This is a genomic window from Azospirillum mesophilum, from assembly GCF_053470405.2.
In genome coordinates this window covers 17,099-37,572 of sequence record NZ_JBPXMQ020000051.1, presented here as the reverse complement: position 1 = coordinate 37,572, position 20,474 = coordinate 17,099, and the positions used below count along the sequence as shown (strand labels likewise).

Genomic DNA, 20,474 nt, shown 5'->3' with positions numbered 1-20,474 from the left:
GGGCCATTGCCACACGCTACGACAAGCTTGCCAGCACCTTTCTGGCCGCCGTTTACCTCGTCTCGGCTGTCATCTGGCTCAACTGACGACACGCTCTAACACTACTTTGCCAGAGCCGAAGAGATGCCGGCCTACCGCAAAGCCCTTCTCCCCTTGGGGGAGAAGGGTTGGGATGAGGGGTCGTTGCCGCTCGAAGAGCGGGAAAAGACTGGCCGCCTGCGCCGGCGCCACCCTCACCCCAACCCCTCTCCCCTCAAGGGAGAGGGGCATTTTGACAACCGCCAGGGTGCTTTCAACAGATGAAGATGATAGAGAGCAGCTAAACGCCCCGGAGGAACCGGCTGATCACCTCGGTCAGGAGCGTTTCCTGTTCCCGATGCGGGACGTGGCCGGTTTTCGGCAGGATGTGGGCGGTCCCGCGCCCGGCGGCGATGCGCGCGGGATGCTCGCCGGAGCCGTACTCGTCCCATTCGCCATGGACCGCGAGCACCGGGCAACGGACCGCCGCCAGCGCCGTGTCCAGGGTCCAGTCCGCGAAGCGGGGCGACAGCCAGGTGTCGATCCAGGCGTCCACGACCCACTTGGCCTTGTCGCCGTGGTATTTCGCCAGCTTCGCCAGGGCAGCGGGATCCTCGAAACCGCGTTGCGCCTCGCGGATTCCCGCGAGGGTCCGGTCCTCCACGAAGGCCTGGGCCGCGATCGTCACGAGCGCCCGGCAGCGCGTCGGGAAGCGGGCGGCCGTTTCGGTGGCCATGCCACCGCCCACGCTGTGCCCGCAGGCCACGAAGTCGGCGATTCCAAGCTGCTCGCACAGGCGCGGGACGGTACGCTGCCCTTCCATGGCGACGAAATCGAAGTCCAGCGGCCCCGGATGAGGGTCCGAGCGGCCGAAGCCGAGCCGGTCATAGGCGACGACGCGCCGGCCCGTCGCCGCGGCGAGCGTCCGGGGGAAGCTGCGCCACAGATCGACGCACCCGAGGGAATCGTGGAACAGCAGGATCGGCGCGCGCGGACCGGCGTCCGTGGTTTCCGGCGTCCAGATCTTCGCGAAGAGGCTGCCCCCCTCCACCTCGATCCGGCGTTCCGTCTCGTCGATTTTCGCAACGGGGGTGTCGGGCATGGACATGTCGGGATGGTTCCTGTCCGGAGTTCGCTCTACGCGATAGCGCGTCGCGGCGCTCCTGTCGAGACGGGGGCGCCCGTCGCCGTCACGCGCTCGCCCGTTCCACGATGTCGAAGCCGACGTCGACCACCTTTGGCGAAACCGGCTTTCCGGCCAAGCGCGCCAGCAGGGCCTCGGCGGCGAGGCGGCCGACGGTGAAGCGGTCCACGCGCACGGTGGTCAGCGGGGGCGAGGTGTAGGCGGCGAAATCCAGGTCGCCGAAGCCGATGACCGCGATGTCCTCCGGCACCGACAGGCCGCGCGCCTGGGCTTCCAGGACGACGCCGTGCGCCATGGCGTCGGAGCTGCAATGGATGGCGCCCCGGAATCCGGCGTCCACCAGTTCGCCCAGCACGTTCCGCCCCATGGACAGGCTGCTGGGGGCCGGGGTCGGGACGGAGATGACGTCGCCGACCCCGCGCGCGGTCAGGGCTTCGATGATGGCGTCGCGGCGGATGGTCGCGCGCTCGTCGTCGGCGCTGATCACGGCGACGCGCCGGTAGCCCTTGCCGTGAAGATACTCGCCCACCCGAAGCCCGACATCCCTGTGCGAAAAGCCCACGGCCATGTCGATGGGCTTGTGCGACAGGTCCCAGGTCTCGACGATCGGGATCTTCGCGGCGCGCAGCTGGCGCCGGCTCTCCGCCGTGTGGGTGGTGCCGGTGAGGTAGAGCGCGTCGGGGCAGCGGCTGAGAATGGCGCGGATCAGATTGTCCTCGCGCTCCGTCGGGTAGCCGGACAGGCCCAGCAGCATCTGGTAGCCGTCCTCCGCCAGCCGGTCGCTGAAGGACTGGATGGCGCCGGCGAACATGACGTGCGTCAGCGTCGGCACCACCGCCGCCACCAGCTTGGTGCGGCTGGACGCCAGGCCGCCGGCCAGCAGGTTGGGGACGTAGCCGGTCTCCGAAATCGCCTTGCGGACGATCTCCTTCACCTCGGCCGTCACGGTTTCCGGGCGGTTGACCACGCGTGACACGGTCATCATCGAGACGCCGGCCAGCTTTGCCACGTCCTCCAGCGTCACGCGGCCGCTGGACGGGCGCGCGCCGCGGGTCCCGGCGGTCTTGGCCGGCGCGGTTCCCTGGCTGGACGCATCTTTTGACGCCCTGCGGCGGGGGCGGAGAGTCGGAGTGTCGGACACGGCAAAAGCCCTAAAATGTGATGTTTAGATACGGGTTGCGGAGCGCCGGCGCAAGGACGACGGCCGGGTTGCGGGGAAATGCTTTGCCGAATCAACAGTTTGGTTGATGGCCGGGGGAAAAAGATGAGGCGGCGTTGGATCCCCTTGCATCGGAGCTTTGTTAACGCTAACAATCATAGCGCTGTTGTGAGCGCTAACAAAGACGAGCGGTCTCCAGCAGCCAACATAGGAGCGCTACCAAGAGCGTTCGGATCATCGTGTGCGCACGGACCCGCAGAAGGACCGGCCGCAGGGCATGAAAGCAGGAGGAGCCCAGATGAGTGTCCAATCAGTGTCGAGCGAGGCGGCCGCCCCAAACTCCGCCCCAACTTCCGTGGCGAACCCGGCCGCCACCGCCGTGAAAACCAAAGTTCGCTGGATGATCGTGGTGATGCTCTTCATCGTCACGGCCATCAACTATGCCGATCGGGCTACACTGTCCATCGCGGGCCCGGTGCTGTCCAAGGAGCTTGGCCTCAACGCCGCGCAGATGGGCTTCATCTTTTCGGCCTTCGGCTGGGCCTACGTCATCGGCCAGCTGCCGGGCGGGTGGCTGCTCGACCGCTTCGGGTCGAAGATCGTCTACGCGTTCAGCATCCTGACCTGGTCGGTCTTCACGCTGATGCAGGGCTTCGTCGGCTTCCTGGCGGGCGGGGCGGCGGTGGCGGTCCTGTTCGCGCTGCGCTTCGCGGTCGGTCTGGCGGAGGCGCCGTCCTTCCCCGGCAACAGCCGCGTCGTCGCGGCCTGGTTCCCCGGCCATGAGCGGGCGACCGCTTCGGCCATCTTCAACTCCGCCCAGTATTTCGCGACGGTGATCTTCGCGCCGCTGATGGGCTGGCTGACCCATTCCTTCGGCTGGCCGTGGTCCTTCGGCGTCATGGGCGGCCTCGGCATCATCGTCGCCGTGGTGTGGTTGAAGACCGTTTACGCCCCCAAGGACCATCCGTCGATCAATCAGGCGGAGCTGGACTACATCGCGGCCGGCGGCGGGCTCGTCAACATGGACGACGCACAGAAGAAGAAGGACGGCGCCGGCGGGGGCAAGTGGGACTACATCCGCCAGCTCTTCGCCAGCCGCATGATGGTCGGCATCTTCCTCGGCCAGTTCTGCATCAACGCCATCACCTACTTCTTCATCACCTGGTTCCCGGTCTATCTGGTTCAGGCCCGCGGCATGTCGATCCTGAACGCCGGCTTCGTCGCCTCCATCCCAGCCATCTGCGGCTTCGTCGGCGGCATCCTGGGCGGCGTTCTGTCGGACGCGATGCTGCGCAAGGGCTTCTCGCTGACCTCGGCGCGCAAGACCCCGATCGTGCTGGGCATGCTGATGTCCATGGCCATGATCGCCTGCAACTACACCGACGTGCAGTGGGTCGTCGTGGCGCTGATGGCGTTGGCCTTCTTCGGCAAGGGTATCGGCGCGCTGGGCTGGGCCGTCATGTCGGACTGCGCGCCCAAGGAGATCACCGGCCTCAGCGGCGGCGTCTTCAACATGTGCGGCAACCTGTCGTCGATCTCCACGCCGATCGTCATCGGCACCATCATCCAGGCCTCCGGCTCGTTCAACGGCGCCCTGCTGTTCGTCGGCGCCAACGCCCTGATCGCGGCGGTCAGCTATCTCGTCGTCGTCGGCGAGATCAAGCGGATGGAACTGAAGAAGTAACGAGCCAGCAAGGAAGGGTTTCCCGATGTACATCGGCGAGCAACTCATCAACCCGACCGACGCCCGCCTGCGGCTTTCCGCGCAGCTCGGCGCCCAGGGCATCGTCATCGACAGCCGCCCCAACACGCCGGTTATGAATGAGGACGGGCTCTGGGATGGCCGGAAGGTCGCCGCCCAGCGTAAGTGGGTGGAGGGCTACGGGCTCAGCCTCGACTGCATGGCGCTGGACGTCGGGTCCATCCTTCTCGACAGCCTGCGCGACCCGGCGAAGGCCGCCGCCATGGCGGAGCGCCTGCGCCACAACATCCAGGCCGCCGCCGACGGCGGGGTGGACATGGTGAAGTACACGGTCGCTATGGTCGGCATCACCCGCACCGGGGTGGTGGACGGGCGGGGCGGCATGAAGTGCAGCACCTTCCGCGCCGCCGACTACCGGGCGGAGAGTGACGCGCGCTTCTCCTACTGGGGCACCGTGCTGCCGGAGGACGAGACGGGCACCAAGCCGTCCCCGCTGGCCGCGCGCGGCGCGCCGGAGACCTGCGGCCAGGTGATGGCGAGCGAGGCCGGCGGCATCAGCGAGGCCGATGGCTGGCGCGCCATCGAATATCTGGTCGAGGCGATCCTGCCGACCGCCGAGAAGGCCGGCGTGAAGCTGGCCTGCCACCCGCACGACCCGGCCTACCCGCCGGGCGGGCTGAACGGGGTGCACCATGTGCTGGGCTCCCTGGACGGCCTGCGGCGCTTCATCGCTCTGGCGCCGGAAAGCAAGTCGCTCGGCTTCAACTTCTGCCAGGGCACCATCGCCGAGATGTCGGCCAACCCGACCGGGACGGTGCTGGAGGCGATCCGCGAGTTCGGCCAGCAAGACCGCATCTTCATGGTCCATTTCCGCAACATCAAGGGCGGCTACCTGGATTTCCGCGAGGCGCTGCCGGACGAGGGCTCGGTCGACATGGCCGCCTGCGTCCGCGCCTACCGCGAGGTCGGCTACCAGGGGATTCTCTGCCCCGACCACGTTCCCTTCTCCGACCTCGACCCGGACCGCGAGCGCTTCTTCGCCTTCGCGCTGGGCTACACGAAGGCGCTTCTCCAGGCCGCCTGACCGCTCCCCCCGATTTCTCCTATGGACGTGACAACCATGTCTGCTTCGACCTCCCCCAAAGTCACCGAGATGCTGGTCGTGCCGGTCGCCGGCCATGACGACATGCTGCTGAACCTGTCCGGCGCGCACGCCCCCTTCTTCACCCGCAACGTGGTGATCCTGAAGGACAGCGCCGGCCACACCGGCGTCGGAGAGGTGCCCGGCGGCGAGACGATCCGCCAGACGCTGGAGGACGCCCGCGCGCTGGTCGTCGGCCAGCCGATCGGCGCCTACAACAACATCCTGAACACCGTCCGCAAGCAATTCGCCGACCGCGACGCCGGCGGGCGCGGGCTGCAGACCTTCGACCTGCGCACCACCATCCACGCGGTGACCGCGCTTGAGGCCTCGCTGCTCGACCTGCTCGGCCAGTTCCTGGAGGTGCCGGTGGCGGCGCTGCTCGGCGAGGGGCAGCAGCGCGACGCGGTGGAGATGCTGGGCTACCTGTTCTACGTCGGCGACCGCAACAGGACGAACCTGCCCTATCGCAGCGAGCCGGACGCCAAGGACGACTGGTTCCGCCTGCGCCATGAAGAGGCCCTGACGCCTGAGGCCGTGGTGCGCCTCGCCGAGGCCGCGCACGCCCGCTACGGCTTCAACGACTTCAAGCTGAAGGGCGGCGTGCTGGCCGGCGAGGAGGAGATCGAGGCGGTCACCGCGCTTGCCAAGCGCTTCCCCGACGCGCGCATCACGCTCGACCCCAACGGGGCGTGGTCGCTGGAGGAGGCGATCCGCCTGTGCAAGGGCAAGGGCGACGTGCTGGCCTACGCCGAGGATCCCTGCGGGGCGGAGAAGGGCTACTCGGGCCGCGAGGTGATGGCGGAGTTCCGCCGCGCCACCGGCCTGCCGACCGCCACCAACATGATCGCCACCGACTGGCGCCAGATGGGCCACGCGATCCAGCTTCAGTCGGTGGACATCCCCCTGGCCGACCCGCATTTCTGGACCATGCAGGGCTCGGTCCGCGTCGCGCAGATGTGCCACGAGTGGGGGCTGACCTGGGGCTCGCACTCCAACAACCACTTCGACATTTCACTGGCGATGTTCACCCACGTCGCCGCCGCCGCACCCGGCAGGATCACGGCCATCGACACCCACTGGATCTGGCAGGACGGCCAGCGCCTGACCAAGGAGCCCTTCCAGATCAAGAGTGGTCTGGTGGCCGTGCCGCAGAAGCCGGGCCTGGGCGTGGAGATCGACATGGCGCAGCTGGAAATGGCGCACGAACTCTACAAGGAACGCGGCCTGGGCGCCCGCGACGACGCCATCGCCATGCAGTTCCTGATCCCCAACTGGACCTTCGACAACAAGCGCCCCTGCCTGGTGCGTTGAGTCTAACTCCCTCTCCCCAGAGGGGAGAGGGAAGACATTCGGAAGGAGACATCATGAGCAAGCTTGGTTTCATCGGGTTGGGCATCATGGGCGCGCCGATGGCGGGCCATCTTCAGGCGGCCGGCCACACGCTGTTCGTCAACACCATCGGCGCGGTGCCGGACGCCCTGGCGGCCGGCGGCGCCACCGCCTGCGGTTCGGGCCGTGAGGTTGCAGAGAAGGCCGACATCGTCTTCATCATGGTCCCGGACACCCCGGACGTGGAGAAGGTGCTGTTCGCGAAGGGCGGCGTCGCCGAGGGGCTGACGCCCGGCAAGATCGTCGTGGACATGTCCTCCATCTCCCCGGTCGCCACCAAGGACTTCGCCCGCCGCATCAACGAGCTGGGCTGCGACTACCTGGACGCCCCGGTGTCGGGCGGCGAGGTCGGGGCCAAGGCGGCGTCGCTGACCATCATGGTCGGCGGTCCGGACAAGGCGTTCGAGACGGTCAAGCCGCTGTTCGAGCTGATGGGCAAGAACATCACGCTGGTCGGCGGCAACGGCGACGGCCAGACCACCAAGGTCGCCAACCAGATCATCGTCGCCCTGACCATCGAGGCGGTGGGCGAGGCTCTGCTGCTGGCCGCCAAGGCCGGCGCCGACCCGGCCAAGGTGCGCCAAGCCCTGATGGGCGGCTTCGCCAACTCCCGCATCCTGGAGGTGCATGGCGAGCGCATGGTCAAGCGCACCTTCGACCCCGGCTTCCGCATCGAGCTGCACCAGAAGGACCTGAACCTGGCGCTCAACACCGCCCGGTCGCTGGGCGTCAGCCTGCCCAACACCGCCACCGCGCAGGAGCTGTTCAACGCCTGCGCCGCCCACGGCGGCAAGGCCTGGGACCACTCCGCCATGGTCCGCGCGCTGGAAACGCTCGCCAACTTCGAGATCGGCCAAAAGGCCTGAGAAGGGATCAACCCTCTCCCCTCCGGGGAGAGGGGAGGGTGAGGGGGATGCGCTTTTGCCGGACCTCCCAACACGCGCAACCCCCTCACCCTAACCCTCTCCCCAGAGGGGAGAGGGAACTTTCAATGCGACAGCTTCACTCCCGCCAAACTGACCCGACCATGCCCATCACCGACCCCCGCGCGCTCCTTACCGACCTGTTCGACGCCGCCGTGGCCGCCTCCCAGCCGGCGCACTGCGTGCCGGCCCACCTGCCGGCGCCTCCAAAAGGCCGCTTGGTGGTGATTGGCGCGGGCAAGGCCTCGGCGGCGATGGCGCGGGCGGTGGAGGACCACTGGCCGGGCGCGCTGTCCGGCCTCGTGGTCACCCGCTACGGCTACGCGGTGCCCTGCGACCGGATCGAGATCGTGGAGGCCGCCCATCCCGTCCCCGACGCCGCCGGGATGGTCGCGGCCAAGCGCATCCAGACGCTGGTGTCGGGGCTGACGGCGGACGACCTCGTCCTCTGCCTGATCTCCGGCGGCGGCTCGGCCCTGCTGGCCTTGCCGTTGGACGGGCTGACGCTGGACGACAAGCAGGCGGTCAACCGCGCGCTGCTGAAGTCCGGCGCCACGATCTCCGAAATGAACTGCGTGCGCCGGCACCTGTCGGCGGTGAAGGGCGGGCGCCTAGCGGCGGTCTGCCACCCGGCGCGGGTGGTCACGTTGCTGCTCTCCGACGTGCCGGGCGACAATCCGATGGACATTGCCTCCGGTCCGACCGTCGCCGACCCGACGACCTGCACCGACGCGCTGGCCATCGTGAAGCGCTACGGCATCGACCTGCCGCCCGCAGTGCGCGAGGCGCTGGAAAGCGGCCGGGGGGAGAGCGTCAAGCCCGGTGACCCGCGCCTGTCCGGCTGCGAGACGCGCATGATCGCCACCCCGCAGATGGCCCTGGAAGCCGCCGCCGAAGTCGCCCGAACCGCCGGCCTGTCCGCCCACATCCTGGGCGACAGCATCGAGGGCGAGGCGCGCGACGTCGGCACGGTGATGGCCGGCATGGCGCTTCAGGTCGCCCGGCGCGGCCAGCCCTTCACGGCGCCCTGCGTGCTGCTGTCCGGCGGCGAGACCACCGTGACCGTGCGCGGCGCCGGCCGGGGCGGGCGCAACGTGGAGTTCCTGCTGTCGCTCGGCATCGCCCTGCACGGCCAGCCGGGCGTCCACGCCATCGCCGGCGACACCGACGGGGTGGACGGGCTGGAGGAGATCGCCGGCGCGATCCTGACCCCCGACAGCCTGGACCGCGCCCGCGCCAAAGGCCTGCGCCCCTTGGAAAGCCTGGAGAACAACGACGGCCACGGCTTCTTCGAGGCCATCGGCGACAGCGTGATCACCGGCCCGACCCTGACCAACGTCAACGACTTCCGCGCGATCCTGATCGCGCCCTGAGAAACACGCCTGAGAATCACGGAGGAACACCCCATGGCGATCACGTCGCTTCCGCTGAACAGCTTCAAGCGCGGCCTGGAGGCCGGGCAGCCGCAGATCGGCCTGTGGTCGATCCTCTCCAGCCATGTCTCCGTGGAGATCCTGGCCGGCGCCGGCTTCGACTGGCTGGTGCTGGACACCGAGCACGCGCCCAACGAACTGCCGATGGTCTACAGCCAGCTCCAGGCCTGCACCGGCGGCACGGCGCATCCGGTGGTGCGGGTGCCGTGGAACGACATGGTGACGCTGAAGCGCTATCTGGACATCGGCGTCCAGTCCTTCCTGATCCCCTATGTGGAGACGGCGGAGGAGGCGGCGAACGCCGTGTCCTACACCCGCTATCCCCCGCATGGCGTGCGCGGCTACTCCGCCGCGCCGCGCGCCAACCGCTTCGGCCGGGTGAAGGACTACCCGCAGCTCTGCGAGAACGAGCTGGCCGTGCTGGTGCAGATCGAGACGCGCCGTGGCCTGGACAACATCGAGGCGATCGCGGCGGTCGACGGCGTGACCGGCCTGTTCATCGGCCCCGGCGACCTGTCGGCCGCCATGGGCCACGTCGGCAACCCCAAGCATCCGGAGGTGCTGGAGGCCATCGAGGACGCCATCACGCGCATCCGCGCCGCCGGCAAGCCGGTCGGCATCCTGTCCGCCGACGAGGTGCTGGCGAAGCGCTACCTGGAGCTGGGCTGCACCTTCGTCGCCGTCGGCTCCGACCAAGGCCTCCTGGCGCGCGGCTCCGAACAGCTCGCCGCCCGCTTCAAGACGCAGGGGTGAGGCGTATGTAACCCTCGCCCGCCCCCGGCTCTCAGCGAATGCCAGAGGCATTCGCCTGACGCCGTCAGCGCAAGCTTCGCTTGCGCGAGAGGCGGGAGAGGGAAGGGGCCCATGGCGCAGCCATGGGAAGGGTGAGGGCAAGGTCATCCTGAGAATCCTCGCCGCGATCCCCCTGAATTCTCGGGAAACCCTGCCCTCACCCTCCCACCGCTGCGCGGTGGGCCCCTCCCTCTCCCGCCGGAGGCGGGCGAGGGGACCATCCGGGGACAAGGGCTCATGGAAGAAAGACTGGGCCATGACCGAAGCGCCGCTCTACATCCGGGTGCACGGTGACGACAACGTCGCCATCGTCGTCAACTCCTTGGGCCTGCCGCCGGGGACGCGGTTCCCCTGCGGGCTCGTTCTGCGGGACTTCGTGCCCCAGGGGCACAAGGTCGCCCTGGCCGATCTGGCGGAGGGCGCGCCCATCCTCCGCTACGGCGAGGTGATCGGCTACGCCGCGCGCGACATCGCGAAGGGAAGCTGGATCGAGGAATCGCTGGTGCGCCTGCCGACGGCGCCGCCGCTGGACAGCCTGCCGCTCGCCACCAGCGTGCCGCCGGCCCCGCCGCCGCTGGAGGGCTACAGCTTCGAGGGCTTCCGCAACCCGGACGGCAGCGTCGGCACCAAGAACGTGCTGGGCATCAGCATGAGCGTCCAGTGCGTGGCCGGCGTCATGGACTTCGCCATCGACCGCATCAAGAAGGAGCTGCTGCCCCGCTACCCCAACGTGGACGATGTGATCGCCATCGAGCACGCCTACGGCTGCGGCGTGGCGATCAACGCGCCGGAGGCGGTGGTGCCGATCCGCACGCTCCAGAACATCGCGCGCAACCCCAATCTGGGCGGGGCCGTGATGGTGGTGGGCTTGGGATGCGAGAAGCTGCAACCCGAACGCCTTCTTCCCAACGGCGCCGAGTCTTCCATCGTCAGCCTCCAGGACGAGCGGCACCGGGGCTTCGGCGACATGGTCGCGTCGATCATGGAGATGGCCGACCAGCGCCTTGCCGAGCTGAACCAGCGCCGGCGGGAGACCTGCCCGGCGTCGGACCTCGTGGTCGGGCTGCAATGCGGCGGCAGCGACGCCTTTTCCGGCGTCACCGCCAACCCGGCGGTGGGCTACGCCGCCGACCTGCTGGTGCGCGCCGGAGCCACGGTGATGTTCTCCGAAGTGACGGAGGTGCGCGACGCCATCCACCTGCTGACCCCACGCGCGGCGGACGAGGCGGTCGCGCGCGCCCTGATCCGCGAGATGGACTGGTACGACCGCTACCTCGCCGCCGGGCAGACCGACCGCGCCGCCAACCCGTCGCCCGGCAACAAGAAGGGCGGCTTGGCGAATGTGGTGGAAAAGGCGCTGGGCTCCATCGCCAAGTCGGGCAGCAGCGCCATCGTCGGCGTGCTGGCCCCCGGCGAGCGGGCGGACCGCAAGGGCCTGCTCTACGCCGCCACGCCGGCCAGCGACTTCGTGTGCGGCACGCTGCAACTGGCCTCCGGCTGCAACATCGAGGTCTTCACCACAGGGCGCGGCACGCCCTACGGCCTCGCCATGTGCCCGGTCATCAAGGTCTCCACCCGCACGGCGCTGGCCGAGCGCTGGCACGACCTGATCGACGTGGACGCCGGCCGCATCGCCACCGGCGAGGCCACCATCGAGGACATCGGATGGGAGCTGTTCCGCCTGATCCTGGACGTGGCGAGCGGCCGCAAGACGACCTGGGCCGACCATTGGGGCCTGCGCAACGCCCTGACCCTGTTCAACCCCGCCCCGGTGACGTAGCGGACGTTGGGTTTCGCGGGCGCTCAACCCAACCTACGGGGGAGTGCGCGCGGCCGTAGGTTGGGTCGGGTCTCGCCCGACCCAACGTCAGCCACCTTCCGGTGAAGCGTGACCTTCGGGCGGCCCTTCTGTTCACGCGGGCAATCCCCGCCCTTACAGAAAGGACCCGTCCGATGGCACGCATGACGGTCGTTCAAGTCGCCGCACCGGGAGCCCCCTTCGAGGTGGTGGAGCGTGACGTGCCGGAACCGGGTCCGGGCCATGTCCGCGTGCGGGTCGAGGCCTGCGGCATCTGCCACAGCGACGCCTTCGTGAAGGACGGCACCTACCCCGGCATCCGCTACCCCGCCGTTCCCGGCCACGAGATCGCCGGGGTGATCGACGCGGTGGGGCAGGGTGTCGCCGAATGGCAGCCCGGCCAGCGGGTCGGGGTCGGCTGGTTCGGGGGAAGCTGCTACCACTGCGACCGCTGCCGGGCCGGCGACTTCGTGAGCTGCCGGAATTTGAAGGTGCCGGGCATCTCCTACGACGGCGGCTACGCCGATTACATGATCGCCCCGGCGGACGCGCTGGCGCGCATCCCCGACGATCTGGCCGCCGCCGACGCGGCTCCGCTGCTCTGCGCCGGCATCACCACCTTCAACGCGCTGCGCAACTGCGGCGCGCGGCCGGGCGATCTGGTCGCGGTGCTGGGCATTGGCGGGCTGGGGCATCTCGGCGTGCAGTTCGCCGCCAAGTGCGGCTTCGAGACGGTCGCCGTCGGGCGCGGCAAGGACAAGGAGCCGCTGGCCCGTCAGCTCGGCGCCCATCACTACATCGACAGCAGCGCCGGAAACCCGGCGGAGGCGCTGGCCGCCCTGGGCGGGGCCAAGGTGATCCTGGCGACCGCCCCCAGCAGCAAGGCGATGACCGAACTGGTCGGCGGGCTGGGGGTGGACGGGCGGATGGTGGTGGTCGGCGCGACGGCCGACCCCATCGAGGCCACGCCCTTCCAGCTGATCGGATCGCGCTGCGGGGTCGTGGGCTGGCCCTCCGGCACCTCCTGGGATTCGGAGGCGACGATGCGCTTCAGCGCCCTGACCGGCGTCCGCCCGATGATCGAAACCCTGCCCCTGGAACAGGCCGCCGAGGGCTACGAGCGGATGATGACCAACAAGGCCCGCTTCCGCATGGTGCTGCTGCCGAAGGGAGCCCGGAAGACGTAAAGGTCACCCCGCCCCGAACAGATCGTCCTCCCCCGGCGCGTCCACGGTCTCGTCCGCGTTCGGGTCGCCCAGCGCCGTTTCCCAGCCGAGCGCCGGCAGGGCGATGCTGCGCGTGTTGCCCAGGCCGCTGCGCGTGGCGATGAAGCCGCGCTGCTCCATGTAGGTCAGCAGGCGCCGCGCCCGCCCGCGGGAGCGGCTGCCGCAGGCCCGCGCCACGTCGGCGTCGGACGGGCAGGGCAGGTGGTCCAGCGCGGCGCGGGCCAGCAGCAGGAACACCACCTGGATGTCTTCCGGCAGGGTCGCGGCCACCTGCGTCGCCTTTTCCCAGGCGGGATTCTCCTCCGCGCCATTGCCGGCCCCGGCGCGGGCGGCGGCGAGTTTGCGGCGGAAGGCCGGCAGCTCCAGCAGCTCGCCCCGCACCTCGCGGTTCCGGCAGCGCACGAGGAAGTCCTGATAGAGCACGGCGATGGAGCGGTAGGCCGCCTCCGGGTCGGCCAGCACGTCCCGCAACACCTCTTCATAGGCGGCTTGCCGCTCGGCGGCCTGTTCCGGGGTTTCCGGCTCCTCGGCGGGTTCCTCGGGCGGAAGTTCGGCGGGTGCGGGCTCCACGAAGGGGCGGGGGCGGGCGAGCTGGGCCAGCAGGTCGGTGCTGGCCGACGTCGAGGGGCGCCGCACGGGGTAGCGCGGCGGTTCCGGCTCGCCGGGCTTGAAGATCAGCTCGCGCGCGTCCTCCAGCGGGGTGTCCGGCAGCGGCATCAGCTTCGGGCTGCCGGCGCGCCCCTGCGTCTCCACCGCACCGATGCGCAGCGGCAGCGGGCGGCGCGAGATGGCGGGGCCGAGCGCGATGAAGTGCCCGCGCTCCAGGTCGCGGAACATCTCCGCCGTGCGGCGCTCCATGCCCAGCAGGTCGGCGGCGCGGGCCATGTCGATGTCCAGGAAGGTGCGGCCCATCAGGAAGTTCGACGCCTCCGCCGCCACGTTCTTGGCGAGCTTGGCGAGCCGCTGCGTCGCGATCACCCCGGCCAGCCCGCGCTTGCGGCCGCGGCACATCAGGTTGGTCATGGCGCCCAGCGAGACCTTGCGCGCCTCGTCCGACACCTCGCCGGCGGCCGAGGGCGCGAAGAGCTGCGCTTCGTCCACCACCACCAGCATCGGGTACCAGTAATCGCGGTCGGCGTCGAACAGCCCGCCCAGGAAGGCGGCGGCATGGCGCATCTGCATCTCCGCGTCCAGCCCTTCCAGGTTCAGCACGACGGAGACGCGGTGCTGGCGCACGCGGGCGGCGACGCTCTGCAACGCGGCCTCCGTGTGCTCGTCGGCGTCCACGACGATGTGGCCGAAGCGTTCGGCCAGCGTGACGAAGTCGCCTTCCGGGTCGATGACCGCCTGCTGCACCCAGCGGGCGCTCTGCTCGATCAGGCGGCGCAGCAGGTGGGATTTGCCGGAGCCGGAATTGCCCTGCACCAGAAGACGGGTCGCCAGCAGCTCCTCAAGGTCGAGCGTCGCGGGTGCCCCCGCCGCCCCTGCGGTCATGGCCGTCCCCATGTCGATGCCGACCTTCATGCCCCAGCGTCCCCGTTCCGGTGAAGGGCACCCGTATACCCCAAAGGGGGTCCGGGGGGCGAAGGGCATTTTGGATCGGCCGGAATGGCCAAGTAAAAAAGCGCGCTGTCACGAAACCGAAAAGATGATTCTGTATAATTGAGCCGCAAGCGTGACAAATCCATGCAGCCGGCGGTGGATCATCCCATGACATGGATGACTGTACAGGAGAGGGAGAGCGGTGGGGGCATCCCAGGTGGATGCGCGCCCTGGTCTGTTCTGCCGTCGGAGTGGGCGGGGGTGCTGGACGCGCTTGACTATGCCTTCCAGCCCATCGTGCAGATGCGCACCGGCCGCTGCCACGGGATGGAGGCGCTGCTGCGCGGCTTCGACCGCACCCCCTTCGCCAACGCCCACGACCTGCTGGACGCGGCCTGCGTGCAGGGCCTGCTGGCGGACGTCGAATGCGCGCTGCACGCCAAGGCGGTGGAGGCCTTCCGCGCGCTGGAGGGCTGGGAGAACGCGAAGCTGTTCCTGAACATCGATTCGCGGGTGGTCGGGGCGCCGGGCTCCCCCTGGACGGGCAGTCATTCGGCAGGACACGGGGCGGAGAAGGCGCCGCACGTCTGCCTGGAAATCTCCGAACGCCGCGAGGTGCAGCCGGAGCGCAGCATCGAGCAGGCCATCGGCGACTACCGGCAGGCCGGCGTCGGCGTGGCGCTGGACGACTTCGGGGTGGGCTTCGCGGGCTTGCGGCTGCTGTACGAATCGAAGCCCGACTATGTGAAGATCGACCGCTACTTCGTGTCCGGCATCGACCAGGACACCCGCAAGCGCGCCATCGCCAGCGCGCTGGTCGGCTACGCCCACGCGCTCGGCATCCTCATCATCGCCGAGGGGGTGGAGACGGAGAAGGAATTCTACACCTGCCGCGACCTCGGCTGCGACTTCGCCCAGGGCTACCTGATCGCCCGGCCCAGCCTGGGCCACCGCGTGGTACCGGACCGCTACGGCCTGATCGCGGAGCTGAACCGCAAGGACCGCCGCAAGCCCAGCGAGGCGCACTCCCGCCTGTCGGAGGTGATCGAGCGCCTCCCGCCGCTCGCCGTCACCTCGCCCAAGACGGAGCTGCTGGAGTATTTCCGCGGCAACGCCAGCCCGACCATCGCCCCCATCGTGGACGACCAGCGCCGCCCGCTCGGCCTGATCCGCGAACGCGACCTGAAGCGCTACGTCTATTCCCGCTTCGGGGGCGAGCTTCTGCGCAACCGGGGCCTTGGCGACACGCTGATGGAGCTGGTGAACAAAAGCCCGGTCTGCGACATCTCCACCCCGCTCGACCAGGTGATCGAAGCCTTCTCGGCGGAGGAGGCCAGCGACGGGATCATCATCATCGAAGGCGGGGAATACGCGGGCTTCCTGTCCAGCGGCGCGCTGATCCGGCTGGTGCACGAACGCAACCTCGCCATGGCGGCCGACCAGAACCCGCTGACCCGGCTGCCCGGCAACGCCGCCATCGTCCGCCACATCGAACGGGCGCTGGACGACCACGGGCAGCGGCACATCCTGGCCTATCTGGATTTCGACAACTTCAAGCCCTTCAACGACGGCTTCGGCTTCCGCCAGGGCGACCGCGCCATCCTGATGTTCAGCGAACGGCTGAAGGCCTGGGCGTCCGGCTGCGGCGGCTTCGCCGGCCACATCGGCGGCGACGACTTCTTCGTCGCGGTCAGCGGCGCGGAGGAGGAGGACGCGCTGGCCCGCATCGCCGAACTGCTGGCCCTGTTCCGCTCCGACGCGGAAAGCCTCTACGACCCCGCGACCCGCGAGGCTGGGCGCTTCGAGGCGAAGGACCGCTACGGCGCCCTGCGGGAATTCCCCCTGCTGTCGGCCAGCGGCGTCGCCGTGGTGATCGCGCCCGGCCCGCACCGCCTGACCCCGGACACGGTGAACGCCGCCATCGCGGAACACAAGGCGCTGGCCAAGGGCCGGGCGGACAAGGTGAGTGTGGTGCGGTTGCCGTAGGGTTTGCGGGTGCCCCCTCCCCAACCCTCCCCCGCTTCGCGGGAGAGGGGGCTTTGGCAATGCGGCGGCAGTCCCCTCCACCGCGAAGCGGGGGAGGGTTGGGGAGGGGGCAATAGGGAGGGGGCAAAGCCGCCCCTACGACTTCACCTTGTACAGCGGCTGCACGTCCCCGCTCTCCACCCTCGGACGGTTCGGCTCCTCCGCCTCCAGCGGGTCGCACTCCACCATCGTCGCCAGCGACCGCCGGGTCAGGCGCTGGTACTCCAGCGTGCCGTCGGCCTTCCAGGCGATTTCGTCCTCCCGCAGCTCCCGCACCACCTTCGCGGGCAGGCCGGCGGCGAGCGTGCGCGGGGGCACGGTGAAGCCGGCCTTGACGAAGGCCATGGCGGCGACGATGGCCTGCTCGCCGACCACCGCGCCGTCCATGACGACCACGTTCATGCCGACCAGCGCGCCGCGCTTCACGACGCAGCCGTGCAGCACCGCGCCATGGCCGATGTGGCCGTCCACCTCCACCACCGCGTCATGGCCGGGGAAGGCGTGGAGCGTGCAGTTGTCCTGCACATTGCTGCCCTCCTCCAGCAGGATGCGGCCGAAGTCGCCGCGCAAGGACGCGCAGGGACCGACGTAGCAGCCGGCCCCCACCACCACATCCCCGATCAGCACGGCCGACGGGTGTACGAAGGCCGTCGGGTGGATGACCGGCACCACGCCGTCGATGGCGTAGACCTTAGGGCGCGGCAGCGTCGTCATGCGGCCCTCCTCAAGCAGCAACCGGAATGCGCGTCTGCACGACGCGGAAGCGGCTCGCCACGAAGGCCAGATCGCACAGCGCGGCGTTGCAGGCCGGGTTGGCGCCGGTGCCGTGGAAGTCGCTGAAGGCCGCGGACTGGTTGACGAAGACGCCGCCGGTCAGGTTCACCGACAGGGCCACGCCGGCCTCCGTGAAGGCGTCCTGGGCCTTGTCGATCACCGCCCGGTCGGAGGAATAGAGCGCCGCCGTCAGCGCCCCCTTCTCCCGCACCAGCCGGCTGGCGCGGGCCAGCGCGTCGTCGGTGCCGTCCACCTTCACGATCATGGAGATCGGGCCGAACAGCTCCCGCCCATAGACCGCCTCGTCCTTGGCGTCGAGCACCAGGATCACCGGCGTGCGGACGCGGGCGTCGGGGAACTTCGGGTGCGCGACGGCGCGCGAGGCCAGCGCGACGGTGCCGAGGCCATGCGCGTCCTCCAGCCGCTTCAGCGTGGCGTCGGACTGGATGGCGCCCAGCACCTCCACCGCGCGTTCGGCGTCGGACAGGAACTTGTCGGTGGCCCCGGCGATGGCCTGGACGACCTGATCGAAGCTCAGACGCTCCCCACCCGCCTGGATGCCGTCCTTCGGCACGAAGATCGCCTGCGGCGTCGTGCACATCTGCCCGGAATAGAGCGACAGCGAAAAGGCGAGGTTGCGCGCCATGCCCTTGGGGTCGTCCGTCGAATCGATGATGACCGTGTTGACGCCGGCCTTCTCCGTGAAGACCTGGGCTTGGCGGGCGTTCTGCTCCAGCCAGGTGCCGAACTCGCTGGAGCCGGTGAAGTCGATCAGCGCGACCTCCGGCCGGGTGGCGAGTTCCTTGGTGATCGGTGCCTCGGCGCTGTCGGCGGCCAGCGTGACGAGGTTGGGGTCGAGCCCGGCCTCCCTCAGCACCTCCCGGCACACCTCCACCGTGATGGCCAGCGGCAGGATGGCGGCGGGGTGCGGCTTCACGACGACGGCGTTGCCGGTCACGAGGCTGGCGAACAGGCCCGGATAGCCGTTCCAGGTCGGGAAGGTCGCGCAGCCGATCATCACGGCCACACCGCGCGGCACCACCTCGAAGACCTTGTCCATGACCAGCGGCGGGTTCTTGCCCTGTGGCTTCTCCCAGCGGGCGCTCGGCACCTGATCGGTCATCGCCTTCCAGCCGTAGGCGACCGCCTCAAGCCCCCGGTCCTGGGCGTGCGGGCCGCCGGCCTGGAAGGCCATCATGAAGGCCTGCCCCGTGGTGTGCTGGACGGCGTTGGCGATCTCGAAGCTGCGCTTGTTCAGGCGCGTCAGGATCTCCGCGCAGACGCCGGCGCGGCCGTCCGGCCCGGTCTTACGCCAAGCGGGCATGGCGGCCTTCGCGGCGGCCAGCAGCGCGTCCAGGTCCGGCTTCGGGTAGGTCACGCCCAGCTCAAACCCGAAGGGCGAGCGTTCCGCCCCCACGAAACCCTGCCCCGCCGGCTGGTCGAGCGGGAACAGCTTGTTCAGCCGGGCCTTGAAGGCGGTCTCGCCGTCGGCCGCGGCCGTCTCCCCATAGGCGCGCGGGCTCGGCATCTCCGCGAAGGGCGACCAGTAGCCGCGCTGGCGGGAGGCGGCCACGGCCTGATCCAGGGTGCCGCGGTGTCGTTCGAACAGTTCATTCGGGGTCATGGCAGGCGTTTCCTCCTGATTTCTTTTTGGCGAGTTTCTTCGTGTTGGTTGTTTTCGTTGTGGTGGGCGGGTGCCGCCGCGAGCAGGGCGGCCCAGCCCTTGGTCCAGGCCAGCGCGTCCTCGTCGGGGAAGGGCTGGGTGCAGGCGTCGATCTCCAGCCGCTCGCCCATCCGCGCGGCGCCGAGCCGGCGCAGCGCGTCGTCCAGCCGCCGCCCGGCAAGGCAGAAAGTGTCGGCGTAGGTGCGGTCGCCCAGCGCGATCACGCCGTAGCGCAGGCGCGACAGGTCGGGCCGGACCTCCTCCAGGCTGCGGGCGAAGGGGGCGATGTTGTCCGGCCAGTCGCCATGCCCATGGGTGGAGGTGCAGACCAGCAGCAGCCCGCGCTCGTGCAGGCGCAGATCGGTGCAGTCGCGGTCGACGGAGAGGCTGGCGGGGTGGCCGAGCCGCTGCAATTCGTCGCGCACGCATTCGGCCACAAGCCGCGCGTTCCCGGATTCCGAACCGACGACGATCAGGATCTCAGCCATGCCCGGACCTTACACCAGCGCCGCCGGATAGTGATACCGAATTTTGGAGTATAGCGGACGCGCTGTATCTCTTCGAGGGAGAAGAAACCCTCTCCCGCCTCCGGCGGGAGAGGGAGGGACCCGCGAAGCGGGAGGGTGAGGGCAAGGTTTTCCCGAGAATCCTCGGTTCGCCTTCCGCGGATTCTCGGCTCCACCTTGCCCTCACCCTCCCACGCCTGCGGCGCGGGTCCCTCCCTCTCCCATCGGGGATGGGAGAGGGGGAAAATGACCCTTGCCCATGCCCCGCCGCCGATGACATATTACACTCATGAACGATACACGCGACAAAGCTGTATCATAACGAGCGGGGCGGCCAACGCCCCGCCGAACGACAAGAACGCCCGCAACAAGGGACGCCCACCAACCGGGGGCGATTTGGGAATGGAAACGCACCACTTCGCAGTCAGGGCGGGACTCCGCCCATGAGCGACGCCAGCATCCTTTTCGAGGTGGCCGACGGCGTGGCGACGCTGACGCTCAACCGGCCGGACAAGCTCAACAGCTTCACCAGCGCCATGCATGCGGAACTGCGCGACGCGCTCGGCCGTCTGCGGGACGACGGCAGTGTCCGCTGCCTGCTGCTGACCGGGGCGGGGCGGGGCTTCTGCGCCGGGCAGGACCTGTCCGACCGCGCCGTGGCGCCGGGGCAGGAGGCGCCGGACCTCGGCCGGTCGATCGAGACCAACTACAACCCGCTGGTCCGAAGCTTGCGCGCGCTGGAGATGCCGGTGATCGCGGCGGTCAACGGCGTGGCCGCCGGGGCGGGGGCGAACATCGCGCTGGCCTGCGACCTCGTGCTGGCCGCGAAATCCGCCAGCTTCATCCAGGCCTTCTGCAAGCTGGGCCTGATCCCCGATTCGGGCGGCACATGGTTCCTGCCGCACCGCATCGGCACCCAGCGCGCCATGGCGCTCGCCATGCTGGGCGAGAAGGTGACGGCGGAGGAGGCGGAGCGGATCGGCCTGATCTACCGGGCGGTGGACGACGCCGACCTGATGCCGACCGCGACGGCGCTGGCCCGGCAGCTCGCTACCCAGCCGACCAAGGGGCTGGCGCTCATCAAGCAGGCCATCTACGCGGCGCCGACCAACACGCTCGACCAGCAACTCGACCTGGAGCGCGACCTCCAGCGCGCCGCCGGCCGCACGGCCGACTATCGCGAGGGCGTCCACGCCTTCCTGGAAAAGCGGGTGCCCCGATTCGAGGGCAAGTGAC

At 69.5% G+C, this 20,474-nt stretch carries 16 protein-coding genes and 1 pseudogene; 11 read left to right on the top strand and 6 right to left on the bottom strand.

Going from position 1 to position 20,474, the window contains the following annotated elements; genetic code table 11:
* Positions 1-86 (top strand): annotated as a pseudogene (locus ACSVC7_RS28805) (IS5/IS1182 family transposase); the annotation flags it as partial.
* A gap of 233 nt (positions 87-319) precedes the next feature.
* Here ACSVC7_RS28805 and ACSVC7_RS28800 read toward each other — a convergent pair.
* Positions 320-1,126: an alpha/beta fold hydrolase gene (locus ACSVC7_RS28800; RefSeq protein ID WP_448208042.1), complete on the bottom strand. Its 807-nt coding sequence runs from the start codon at positions 1,124-1,126 to the stop codon at positions 320-322.
* Positions 1,127-1,208: 82 nt separating this feature from the next.
* Positions 1,209-2,303 carry a LacI family DNA-binding transcriptional regulator gene (locus ACSVC7_RS28795; protein ID WP_448208041.1) on the bottom strand — a complete coding sequence of 365 codons (1,095 nt, stop codon included), beginning with the start codon at positions 2,301-2,303 and terminating at the stop codon, positions 1,209-1,211.
* A 316-nt stretch (positions 2,304-2,619) separates the two neighbouring features.
* Here ACSVC7_RS28795 and ACSVC7_RS28790 point away from each other — a divergent pair, with 316 nt between their 5' ends.
* The 8 genes from ACSVC7_RS28790 (at position 2,620) to ACSVC7_RS28755 (ending at position 12,689) form a co-directional block, all read left to right on the top strand.
* Positions 2,620-4,005 carry an MFS transporter gene (locus ACSVC7_RS28790; protein ID WP_448208040.1) on the top strand — a complete coding sequence of 462 codons (1,386 nt, stop codon included), beginning with the start codon at positions 2,620-2,622 and terminating at the stop codon, positions 4,003-4,005.
* A gap of 25 nt (positions 4,006-4,030) precedes the next feature.
* The gene (locus ACSVC7_RS28785; protein ID WP_448208039.1) at positions 4,031-5,107 is read left to right on the top strand and encodes a mannonate dehydratase; all 1,077 of its coding nucleotides are present in this window, start codon (positions 4,031-4,033) and stop codon (positions 5,105-5,107) included.
* A gap of 36 nt (positions 5,108-5,143) precedes the next feature.
* Entirely contained in the window at positions 5,144-6,478 is a 1,335-nt protein-coding gene (gene gudD, locus ACSVC7_RS28780) for a glucarate dehydratase (RefSeq protein ID WP_448208038.1), read from the top strand.
* Between the two features lie 53 nt (positions 6,479-6,531).
* The gene (gene glxR, locus ACSVC7_RS28775) at positions 6,532-7,422 is read left to right on the top strand and encodes a 2-hydroxy-3-oxopropionate reductase (RefSeq protein WP_448208037.1); all 891 of its coding nucleotides are present in this window, start codon (positions 6,532-6,534) and stop codon (positions 7,420-7,422) included.
* A gap of 161 nt (positions 7,423-7,583) precedes the next feature.
* Positions 7,584-8,852, top strand: coding sequence for a glycerate kinase type-2 family protein (locus ACSVC7_RS28770; RefSeq protein WP_448208036.1), 1,269 nt, complete (start codon positions 7,584-7,586; stop codon positions 8,850-8,852).
* 33 nt (positions 8,853-8,885) lie between these two features.
* Positions 8,886-9,665: an HpcH/HpaI aldolase family protein gene (locus tag ACSVC7_RS28765; protein WP_448208035.1), complete on the top strand. Its 780-nt coding sequence runs from the start codon at positions 8,886-8,888 to the stop codon at positions 9,663-9,665.
* 295 nt (positions 9,666-9,960) lie between these two features.
* A complete protein-coding gene (gene garD / locus ACSVC7_RS28760; protein WP_448208034.1) occupies positions 9,961-11,484 on the top strand; it encodes a galactarate dehydratase in 1,524 nt (507 codons plus the stop codon).
* A 182-nt stretch (positions 11,485-11,666) separates the two neighbouring features.
* Positions 11,667-12,689 carry an alcohol dehydrogenase gene (locus ACSVC7_RS28755; protein ID WP_448208033.1) on the top strand — a complete coding sequence of 341 codons (1,023 nt, stop codon included), beginning with the start codon at positions 11,667-11,669 and terminating at the stop codon, positions 12,687-12,689.
* Positions 12,690-12,692: 3 nt separating this feature from the next.
* Here the strand turns inward: ACSVC7_RS28755 and ACSVC7_RS28750 are convergent, their stop codons facing one another.
* Entirely contained in the window at positions 12,693-14,252 is a 1,560-nt protein-coding gene (locus ACSVC7_RS28750) for a helicase HerA domain-containing protein (protein WP_448208032.1), read from the bottom strand.
* Positions 14,253-14,531: 279 nt separating this feature from the next.
* Here ACSVC7_RS28750 and ACSVC7_RS28745 point away from each other — a divergent pair, with 279 nt between their 5' ends.
* Positions 14,532-16,256 carry an EAL domain-containing protein gene (locus tag ACSVC7_RS28745; RefSeq protein ID WP_448208031.1) on the top strand — a complete coding sequence of 575 codons (1,725 nt, stop codon included), beginning with the start codon at positions 14,532-14,534 and terminating at the stop codon, positions 16,254-16,256.
* 135 nt (positions 16,257-16,391) lie between these two features.
* Here the strand turns inward: ACSVC7_RS28745 and ACSVC7_RS28740 are convergent, their stop codons facing one another.
* Genes ACSVC7_RS28740 through ACSVC7_RS28730 form a run of 3 tightly spaced genes read right to left on the bottom strand, consistent with a single transcriptional unit; the run spans position 16,392 to position 19,220 of the window.
* The gene (locus ACSVC7_RS28740; RefSeq protein WP_448208030.1) at positions 16,392-17,009 is read right to left on the bottom strand and encodes a phenylacetic acid degradation protein PaaY; all 618 of its coding nucleotides are present in this window, start codon (positions 17,007-17,009) and stop codon (positions 16,392-16,394) included.
* A 10-nt stretch (positions 17,010-17,019) separates the two neighbouring features.
* Complete coding sequence (gene paaN, locus ACSVC7_RS28735) at positions 17,020-18,693, bottom strand: phenylacetic acid degradation protein PaaN (RefSeq protein ID WP_448208029.1); 1,674 nt, start codon at positions 18,691-18,693, stop codon at positions 17,020-17,022.
* A complete protein-coding gene (locus tag ACSVC7_RS28730; protein ID WP_448208028.1) occupies positions 18,690-19,220 on the bottom strand; it encodes a flavodoxin domain-containing protein in 531 nt (176 codons plus the stop codon). Before ACSVC7_RS28730 ends, paaN begins: the two co-directional genes overlap by 4 nt.
* Positions 19,221-19,681: 461 nt before the next feature.
* On the opposite strand from ACSVC7_RS28730, the gene paaG reads away from it, so the two are divergent.
* Positions 19,682-20,473, top strand: a complete 792-nt coding sequence (gene paaG / locus ACSVC7_RS28725; protein ID WP_448208027.1) for a 2-(1,2-epoxy-1,2-dihydrophenyl)acetyl-CoA isomerase PaaG — start codon at positions 19,682-19,684, stop codon at positions 20,471-20,473.
* The last annotated feature ends 1 nt before the right edge of the window (position 20,474 follow it).